The sequence below is a fragment of the uncultured Methanobrevibacter sp. genome (genome assembly GCF_900316895.1).
Taxonomy (GTDB): Archaea; Methanobacteriota; Methanobacteria; order Methanobacteriales; family Methanobacteriaceae; genus Methanocatella.
Genome location: NZ_ONER01000093.1, coordinates 1 through 10,127, shown reverse-complemented (window position 1 = coordinate 10,127; position 10,127 = coordinate 1). Strand labels below are relative to the sequence as shown.

At 35.8% G+C, this 10,127-nt stretch carries 6 protein-coding genes; 3 read left to right on the top strand and 3 right to left on the bottom strand.

Annotation, left to right across the window (positions count from 1 at the left end; all coding sequences use genetic code 11):
* Window positions 1-945, top strand: a 945-nt coding sequence (locus QZN27_RS08680; protein WP_296786498.1) for a glycosyltransferase, incomplete at its 5' end; no start/stop codon positions are given.
* Between the two features lie 239 nt (window positions 946-1,184).
* The gene (locus tag QZN27_RS08675; RefSeq protein WP_296786495.1) at window positions 1,185-1,562 is read left to right on the top strand and encodes a hypothetical protein; all 378 of its coding nucleotides are present in this window, start codon (window positions 1,185-1,187) and stop codon (window positions 1,560-1,562) included.
* A 97-nt stretch (window positions 1,563-1,659) separates the two neighbouring features.
* On the opposite strand, the gene QZN27_RS08670 is transcribed toward QZN27_RS08675, so the two are convergent.
* Both QZN27_RS08670 and QZN27_RS08665 read right to left on the bottom strand, forming a co-directional pair.
* The gene (locus tag QZN27_RS08670; protein ID WP_296786493.1) at window positions 1,660-2,256 is read right to left on the bottom strand and encodes a hypothetical protein; all 597 of its coding nucleotides are present in this window, start codon (window positions 2,254-2,256) and stop codon (window positions 1,660-1,662) included.
* A gap of 255 nt (window positions 2,257-2,511) precedes the next feature.
* Window positions 2,512-3,654: an RNA-guided endonuclease TnpB family protein gene (locus QZN27_RS08665; RefSeq protein ID WP_296786489.1), complete on the bottom strand. Its 1,143-nt coding sequence runs from the start codon at window positions 3,652-3,654 to the stop codon at window positions 2,512-2,514.
* Window positions 3,655-4,852: 1,198 nt separating this feature from the next.
* On the opposite strand from QZN27_RS08665, the gene QZN27_RS08660 reads away from it, so the two are divergent.
* Window positions 4,853-5,899 (top strand): coenzyme F420-0:L-glutamate ligase, encoded by a 1,047-nt coding sequence (locus QZN27_RS08660; RefSeq protein ID WP_296786486.1) that lies wholly within the window; start codon window positions 4,853-4,855, stop codon window positions 5,897-5,899.
* A gap of 160 nt (window positions 5,900-6,059) precedes the next feature.
* Here the strand turns inward: QZN27_RS08660 and QZN27_RS08655 are convergent.
* A partial coding sequence (locus QZN27_RS08655) for an Ig-like domain repeat protein (protein ID WP_296786483.1) occupies window positions 6,060-10,127 on the bottom strand: 4,068 nt, incomplete at its 5' end.

Sequence of the window (10,127 nt, the reverse complement as noted above, 5' to 3'; positions counted from 1 at the left end):
GAATACGATGAGAAATACGAATGCTGCAAGGCAATACACCACGAAAAAAACAGCGGTGCAGCATACACTCCAAGAAACACCGGAATTGAGGCATGCACAGGCGACTACATAATGTTTCTCGACCCGGACGACAGATACACCCTTGATGCTGTGGAGACACTCTACCATGCGGTAAAGGCTAACGATGCACAGATGGCATTCGGCCGCTTCAGGAGAATCTTCGAGTACGGCGGAAAGGTCCAGAAATCCTACTCACCATACATGGACAATATCGAAAGGGCATATCCTGACGAAACCTTTGAAACCGAAAACTTCATCAAGGTTCCGGATTTCCTCTGGGACAATGTGGTTGAAAGGCTATTATACGGCAAGACCCTTGAGGTGACCTATCCGAGGGACAAACCCCTTGACACCATCAAAGTGGACAATATCGAGCAGGAGCCTGACCTTCTGAAGATGCACCCTTCAATCTGGAGCAAGATTTTCAGAAGGGATCTCATCATGGACAACGACATCCGCTTCCAGCCCTTCGTTTCAGGAGACGACCTTGCATTCTACATAGAGACACTCATTCATTCAAAGGGAATCGTGTTCCTGAACGATTTCATGTGCTATGACTACTACATCAGGGACCTTCCCGACGACAAGTCAATCACAAACAATGTCAATGTGCGCCTGCTTGACGAGCTGATGGAGTCCTACATCTACAGCAGGCAGTGCACCGAAGGATTTTCCAAGGAAGTTCAAAACGCAACGGTCAATCCGCACCTTCTGCACTGGACATACACATGGAAGAACTCCGAGTTCACCGTTGAGGAAAACAAGCTTCTTTTAAGCAAGGTCAACAGGCTCAAGGAGATTCACCAGACCGACCGTAAGACCAAATGGCTCCTGTCAAGCATGACAACCGCCATCGAAGCCAAAATCAAGACTTCACGGGAATAGTCCTATCGCCGCCGGAAAAATCGGCACGGAAATACATTGAGAAAGGCAAAAGACATCAAGTTTCATCATGATTCACTTGAGACAGTGCGAAATGATGAAACAAACTTATTTTTAATAAAACCATGAATGCTAAACACAATATTTTGGGTTTTAAAACAATATTTTAACATCACAAAGAAAGATTAAATACATACAAAACACAAAATATTAACATCAAAATATCAAGGAGGAAATCAGATATGAATAAGCATACCAAAATTGTAATATGTGTTCTTGCAATATTCATTGTTGGCATGACTTTGAGTGTCGCATTTGCAGAACCAGTCAATGCAAAGAAGTATAAAAACAAAAAAAGCATCACAGTAAAGATAAAAGATGGTAAAAAGACCATTAAAGTAAAATGCAAATACAAAAAAAGTTACAAGCAGTATTTAGGATCCAAAAAGAAAAACGGTAAAACATATAGCGTATATGTTTGCTATGAAAAAAAGAATGGCATGCAGAATGGTAAGAAAGGATGGTGGACTTCAGGAAGCAACGGTGGCCTGTCCGATTGGGCAAAAATTGACACCAGATACAACAAGTACCATCCGGTCACCAAATTGAAACTGCATTAACGCAACAGGTCATTTTATTCCGGTAATCTGCCGGAATAAAACTCACTTGTTTTTTGAGGCATTCCCTTATGGATTTTAATATTTGCGGATTTCAACCTCAAAAACCATGGGAAATAACATTTCCGTCTTTATCCACTACCCTCATATATCCGTCGTCATACTTTACGCGTTCATTTCCATCCCCTATTGGTTCACGTGATACCTCATGCTCCCTTGGATTCCATCCGTCAGGAGTTATATCATATTCCTGGCGATGTGATGAAGACTGGGAACTGCTTGACTGTGATTTTACCGCCTCAGTAACCTTTTCCTTAATGCTCAGCTTCTGTGTTTCATTTGTTCCAGTGTAATTTTCATTTCCACCATAACTGACTGTTACGTTATATTTTCCTTTCTTCAAATCCAAATCCAGTTTTGCCTTGCCTTTGGAATTTGTCTTGACGACATCGTCAACCACCACCTTTCCCTTTTTGTTGGTTATTGTGACATTGACAATTTCCTTTGACAGTGGAGTCTTGTTCAAATCAGTTAACTCAATTGACAATTTTCCACCTTCATATTGCTCCTTATCGCTTGTAATTTTAATTTTGGTTGCTTCTTTTGCATGTGACGTATTAAACATCATCACACCAATGGCCGCCACAAGAATAACGATTACTACAAGAAGTATTATAATTATGTTTCTGTTTTCCATATTTATTCCCCATATAAAGTTATGTCAATCATATGCATATAAGTATGGCTGAAACATTAAAATTAAGATGTGTCTAGCACTAAAAAAAATACAATGAATAAGGTCAAGGTTTATACAGGCAAAAACTATATCCTGAAAACCAACAAAAAGGGCGTTGCAAGTCTAAATACCAAAAAACTCAAAAAGGGAAAGCTTGAACTACCTCGACTTTGTAGAAGTCGAGGATTCCTAGATTTGTTTTTTTGTGCCACTTGTTTATTTGGCGTTTTCTAGGCTATCCCCGTAGTCCCACCGGTTCAAAATATTAATGGCGGCGTTAATGTCACGATCTAGTGTTTCACCGCAGTTTGGACATTTCCATTTTCGTGTTTTCACATCCAATTCATGGTTGATGTTTCCGCAAAAATGACATTTTTTACTGGTATATTTTGCATCTACAAATACTACGCCTTCTGCTTGAGGTTTGTGCCTAGCGAATTTGTCTTGTAGTTTAATTATGAATTTTGTGAGTGGAAACACCATGTTTTGCTCGCCACCAATCAATATTTTAATTTTTGAGTAATTTTTCTCAAATACTATGGTATCATATTTTTTGACCATTTCTGTTGAAAGTTTCTCTATGTAGTCGTCAAGTTTATTGGATCGTTGATGATACCATTTTAATAGTCTGATTTTCTGTTTTTTCCATTTTTTGCTTCCTTTTGTGCATTTGGCCATTATCCGGTTGATTAACTTGACCATTTGGTTTTCATGGTCAATATCAAAGTATTCCTTTTCCCCATCGCTTGTGACCAGCCAGCCGTTTACATTTGAATTAATATCACAACCTACATTTTTACCTGTTAGTTCCCATTCTTCTTCAGTGAAATCAATGTTGAATGTTGCAAAGTAGTCTATTCCATCAAAGGAGATTGTTACATTGTTGAATTTTGTATTTTTGTCGTTTAGTATTTGGAAGTATTCTTGGCTTGTGTGGAATTTTACTTTGCCATATTTTCTCAGAATCATTTTATTTTTTTGGATGATTCTAATGTCTTGTCTTATTGTTTGTCTGAATGATAGTTTACTTGTTTTCTTTTTGTGAAAATGGGGTTTATTGAAGTGTGATGGATTTTTAAAGAAATTATCAAATGATTTGGCCAAGTCTCTTATTTCCTGTTGGAGACTTGTTGATTCTACATCCTCCAAATAAGGAAATTCCCTCTTGGCCCTATTCAGCAGTTTATTTAAAAACGTAAATGTGGGTCTTAGGTTGGAATCTTTACTGTGCATTTTATTGTATTTGTCAAGAACGACATTATGGGCCTTGCGACAGCAACCAAAATTCCTATGAAACATATCCTTCTGCTCCTGAGTAGGATAAATCTTAACCTTCATTCCCTTTTTAACATCCACCATAACATAAAACACCACACTATTAACCCATCTTCACATAATAGTACAATTTATGCTCCATTAATATATAAAGATACCCAGAGAGCATTTGAAAAGTAATATCGCCCACAAAAATCAACTACGTTTAAAAAACAACAAGAAACATTAAATAAACACCCATGAAATACAAATGAAACTACAAATTTTCCATTGTAAAAGTGATACATATCAAAAAAAAATACAAAAATAAATGCCCCCAAAAAAAACTGAAAGTACACTGAATTACAAATACCCATACAAAAAAAATATTAAAATCAATTATCATGACAAATGAAACCCAATAAATAACAATTCACAAAAATTATACCCAACTTGCAATTCATCCACGACTTAAAGAAAACGAGGTATTCTTGCATTATTATGATAAAACACACACCATCTAACCAATGAAAAAATATATGAATATACGAATTATATAAATAAAGTGAAAGAGGATTTGAAAAGTAATTTTCAAATATATATTTGAAAAAAATGACTCCGTGTCTTTTTTGTGAAATTCATCTCCGACCTAAAAGAGGTCGGAATATTCTTTCACTAATTTGATAAAGTTGTAATCTCATCCGATGATGTGAACTATAAGATTTCAGCAAAAAGTAAAATTACCATCAGATAATGACTGAACGGTCATTATCTCTTCTTTTTTTAATGATTGCCCAAGTTGTATCTCGTCGGCAACAGTCCGTCATCATATAATATCATTTTTTCATCTGTTTTTATCAAATTTTGCCGAGCAATAATTGCCGTTAAACAAACAAGGAAAATTAAAAGGTTTGAAGAACTAAAAAAAACTTGTTAATAAACACAATAAAATAAAAATAAAGTGAAAATAAAGTGAAAAACATCTCTAAACAATATCCTCAATGAGAAAAGAGAGCAGTACATAACATGCAAATGCTTTATTAAAGATATAATATAATGCCAACATGACACAAAAAGTTAGCTCAAATTAATGCGAACTTTTAAAATAATGAAACTTGATTATCGCTTCAAAGAATTTGTAAAAAGGAATATATATCTCCATAGCGAAAAGTTTCAAAGATGATGAATTGCAATGCATCACAGAAAAGCGCCTGAAAAATCAAAAAACAAACTATCTCAAAACTATATATAATTTGAACAATATATAATAAATGGGTTATTAAATCCATAGGAGTAATTATATATGAGATGTGTTGGTACAGTTGTACGCGGAATAAGAACACCGATTATCAAAAAGGACGATGATTTAGCCACCATCGTCGTTGATTCATTAATGGCTGCAAAAGAAAGCGAAGGATTTGAATTCAGGGACAAGGACATTGTTGCAATCACCGAAGCTGTTGTAGGAATTTCAGAAGGAAACTATGTGACCGTGGATGACGTTGCAAAGGATTTACAGGAAAAGTTCCCATCCAAAAACATCGGAGTCGTGAATCCGATTTTAAGCAGAAACCGATTTTCAATCATCCTCAAGGGTATAGCAAGAGGAATGGATAAAATCACATTACTATCCTCATTTCCGTCAGATGAGGTTGGAAACGGAATAATGGATGAAAGCATATTAGATAAAAGCGAATTTGACCTTGCAAGCGTCATTTCAGAAGACGAATATAAAGAAACTTTCGGATCATGGATTCATCCGTTCACAGGAATAAACATGGTCGACTTCTACCGTGACCTGATTGAAAGCGAAGACTGTGAAGTTGAATTTGTATTCTCAAACAACATCAGAACAATTCTTGACTACACAAATGACGTTCTGACCTGTGACATCCACACAAGGGAAAAAAGCACAGCATTGCTTAAAGGCGAAGTTGTTGAAGAGGTCCAGAAAAGACTTATCGAACTTACCGGAAAGCAGATTGAAGTCATGGTCTACGGTGACGGAGCATTCAAGGACCCTGTCGGAAAAATCTGGGAATTGGCAGATCCAGTCGTTTCACCAGCACATACCAGTGGACTCGTAGGATATCCAAATGAAATCAAATTGAAATACGTATCCGACAACAAGTTCGCAGACCTTAAAGGCGATGAGCTGAAAGAGGCAATCGTCGATGAAATCAGGAAAAAGGCTGAAAACCTCATGGGACAGATGATTACCGAAGGAACCACCCCAAGGGTACTCACCGATTTGATCGGTTCACTTTGTGACTTGACAAGCGGTTCCGGAGACAAGGGAACACCTGTTGTCTTCATCCAAGGATACTTTGATAATTTAGCAAGCGACTAAATTATCCAAACCCTTCTTTTTTTTAATTGGATTTGAAATTATAATTTAACTGATTTTTAGTGATGCTTTTGGGTTTAAAATAAGTATATCTGCCCAATCAAGTGATTTTGAAAAAAAAGAGAAAATGTGAGGATTAGATAATCCTCAAAAATTTTGTGTTTTATCTGTATCTTTTAACATAGCATTTAGCTGTGTTTTTAAGTGTTTTTCCGTTTGCTTTTACCTTGTAGGTAAAGGTTGCTTTGTATTTTTTACCTTTCTTAAGTTTTTTGGTAACTTTTTTAGGTACTTTGAATGTTGCAATTCCTTTCTTATTGGTTTTTGCCTTGTATGTTTTACCCTTAAATTTCATGTAAACTCTTTTCTTCTTAAGGACTTTTTTGCCTTTGAGTTTAACTTTGATTTTAAGATAATTAGATTTCTTTTTAGCTTTTGTTGTCTTTTTAGCTTTACTTTTAGATTTCTTATTAAGTTTCACTAACTTTTTAAGAGGTTTCACAACAGATTTAACAGTCACTGTATTTTTAGTGGTAAATCCTTTGTACGTTATAGTAATAGTGTGTTTTTTAACTTTTAAACTTAATTTAAGGGTAGCATAACCATTTGCATCTGTTTTAACAGAGTAGGTTTTACCTCCAACATTCATTTTAACAACTTCGCCTGCTCCAACGTAATTGCCGTCGTCACCAACAATTCTAACAGTATATTTGGAATTGTCAGCAAAGAAGATTTTCACGTTCTTATTGCCTGTAATCCTTGCAACTATATTTAAATTATTCAATTTATATTCGCCAGTTACCGGATTAATAATGACAATAGCATGATTTCCGACAGATAATTTATTGTTTAATCTCAAGACACCATTTGAATCGGTTTGGACAGTGTATGTGTTTGTATCCACCTTAACGGTTACCTTTTCATTTGCAAGTGGGAATCCTTCTGCATCAAATAATGTTGCGGTGTAATCCAAGCCACTATTATAACCTCTGGTCATGTCAGAAGAAATAATTGAAGCATTGTTCTTGACGACAGCTGACTTATTGACTGAACTGTAATTACCGTCACCGCTGTAGACAACAGTAACAGTATTATTACCCGGTTTTAAGCCTGTAACGTTGACAACTGCACTGCCGTTGGTCACGTTAACGACTTGTATCACTTGGCCATTTACATAGAGAGTTACATTTCCAGTGGCATCCGCAGGTAATCTCACGGTTATTGAAGGGGTGCTGCCAGTTATGTTTTCAAGGTCGATATCGATATTTGGTTCGCCTTTGGTCACGGTTATTGCACTGGAGTTGACTCTTGACTTATTGGTGTAGTAGGAGTCTCCTTCAAAAGTACCTGTGACAATGTAGGTTCCTAGTTTCAAGTTAGGTACAACAAGGTCTTCAAGACATGATTGTTTGATAGTGTAAACTACTTCCTCGTTTTGATATACAGTGTATGTAATGTTTCCATATGCATTGACAGGAGCAGTTACTCTAATGGTTGCATTTTCACCATAACCGATTACATCATTTGACAATCTGAAGAATCCTTCATCAGATTTAGTGACTGTTAAAGTGGCGTTTGCATATGCTTCGGTATAATTTTCACTTTCAAACACATAAGCCTTGATTTCATAAGTATCCGGCTTGAAGTGTGTACCGTTGAATGTGAATGTTGCGGTATCCTCAACAAGTAATGAAACTGATTCATCACCTATGAATACGGTGTAATAATCAGTAACATTTGCGCTTACAGGTATTTTGATCTCATCGCCATAGTTGACTTCAACATCACTTACTGTCATGTTTGGTACGGCCTTGTGAACTTTCACATGAACGAATGCAGTAGCCGGAAGGTAGTTTTTATCTCCGCTAGATTTTGCAACAATTACATAATCATCCGCTGCCAATGTGAGATTTTGCAGAGTCTCATTAGTGTAGGTCTTGCCGTTCAATTCAAAGACAACATTGTTAGGTTTATTGGCGAGTATGGTAACATTTAATTTCTCACCATAATTAATGTCTTTAATTGTAACGTTTAATAGCTGTTCTATTTGGTTGACAGTGAATATTTTAGTTATTTTATCAAAAATGTAGCTGTTTGAATTACTGTCTTCTGCATTCAATACTACAGTATGGTCTCCAGCGCTAGGACGTTTTACATTGTGGGTGAACTTATTGTCAGTTACGTTTACTGAATAAGTTTTGCCGTTAATGACCAAATTAGCAGTGAAGTTGAGGTTTGTACCGATATCGATAGTACCTTTAATTGTTTCATTTTGTCCGTAGTCAATGTCATAAACACTGAAATCAACATTCATTGCATCAAACACAGTATTGGTAATTTTTACATTAGGGTTATCACTATAGATGTTTCTGTAACTGCCTGCGTTATTGTCTGAAAATACACAGTTATCGACAGTTGCATTCATCTTTGATGTAATGTATATTGCACCGTTTTCTGAAAGTGTGTTGGCTGTAAATGTGGATTCAAGAACAGATATGTTTTTGTCATTAATTTTAATAACATTTTCAACAGCATTATCTGTGAATGTACAACCTGAAATAATGGATTGTTTATTATCTATTGTTTGGATCACATCACGATCCATGGTATTGGATGTGAATATTGAATCTTCAATGAGTAGATTGGAATTTCCGCTTGCATGAATAACATTTGCACCTTCAGTGTTATTGATAAATGCAGAATTAATGAGAACATTTCCACAGCCTATAACATCAATGATATTTTCCGCTAATCTGTTTTCAACAAATTCAGTTGATATGATTTTTACTGAATCTGCATTTCTTATTAAAATCATGTTTCCCGGACTGTTTGTGTTGTTCTCAAATGTTGATTCGTTAATAATGACATTGCTTGATTTAAGACTACTATAAATTATAGGAGAGTCAAGAATATTGTCATTAAATCCAGATTCAACAATGGTTAAATTTCCTTTATTGTAGATAACGGCTTTATCTGAACCGCTACTTAAAGTGTTATTGACAAATGCACAACCGTTAACAGTCACATTACCTTCATTATAAATAATTGAATCATCAGTATTAAAACCTGTGATTACAATATCTTCTAGGGTAACATCGGAATTTGGATAAATAGTCAAAAAGCTATAATCTGCTGAAGTCGCATCAAAAACAACATCTCCAAGTGCAGTAATAGTTAATTTCTTATCTCTAACTAGAATTTCGAAATTGCCAGGACCTGTATAGTTTCCTTCGTTTACATAAATGATGTCTTCATCTGAACAATCCTCGATTGCTTCACGTAATGAATCGAATTTATGACCGGTACTGTTGACAATGAAATTGCCTTCATATTCACTGACTTTGAATGTGGTTGTGTTCACTGCATCATTATAGTTTTCATCACCTTCACGAACTGCAAATACAGTGTAGTTTCCTTCTCCAACACTTTCCAAGGTTTTTTCACCATAACCATCAGTAATGTTGACAGTTAAAAACTTGTTATTGAATAGAAGGTTGATGATTCCGTCTTTGCTTGCATTGATTTTTAAAACAGGTGCAGCCACTAATGCATCCCTAAGGACAATGTCTTCAACAGTAAGATTGATGTATACATTTGCCTTATGGATGATGAGCCTGTCAATTACTGCTTCACCACAATAGATGTTGCCGTTGCTGTCATAAATGATTTCATTTAATATGACGTCATAAATGCCTTTTGGCATGACTCCTACATTGTGTTCAAATATGCCTTCTGTAATGTCGACTGTTGCATCAGTATTGTTGACAAATCCAGGCAAGACCAGTTGAAGATCCATGTTGAATTGAGGGTCAAGTGTACCAGTAATTATTACAGGCACGCCGTATTCTCCATCAGGTATGTGCAATATCACATCATAGAAATCAAATACGTTTTCGCTGAATTGAATATCTCCTGCATTGTATATGTTTGCAAACTCGTCGGCATAGTTAATTCCAAATACAGATTCTGTAAGTTCCAAAGATTTGTTGTTATAAATCCCTCCACCTTTACCGTTTGCGGTATTGGCAATGAATGTTGAATTATTCACAGTAGCAATATTATTATTGTAAATAGCACCACCGTCAATTTCTGCAAATCCTCCGGTGAATGTTGAATTAAAGACATTTAATTCATTTTCACTGTATATTGCTCCACCATATCCGTTTGCGGTGTTGTCTTCAAAAGTGGAGTTTAAAACTTGTAATTTTCCGGTACTGTAAACTGCTCCACC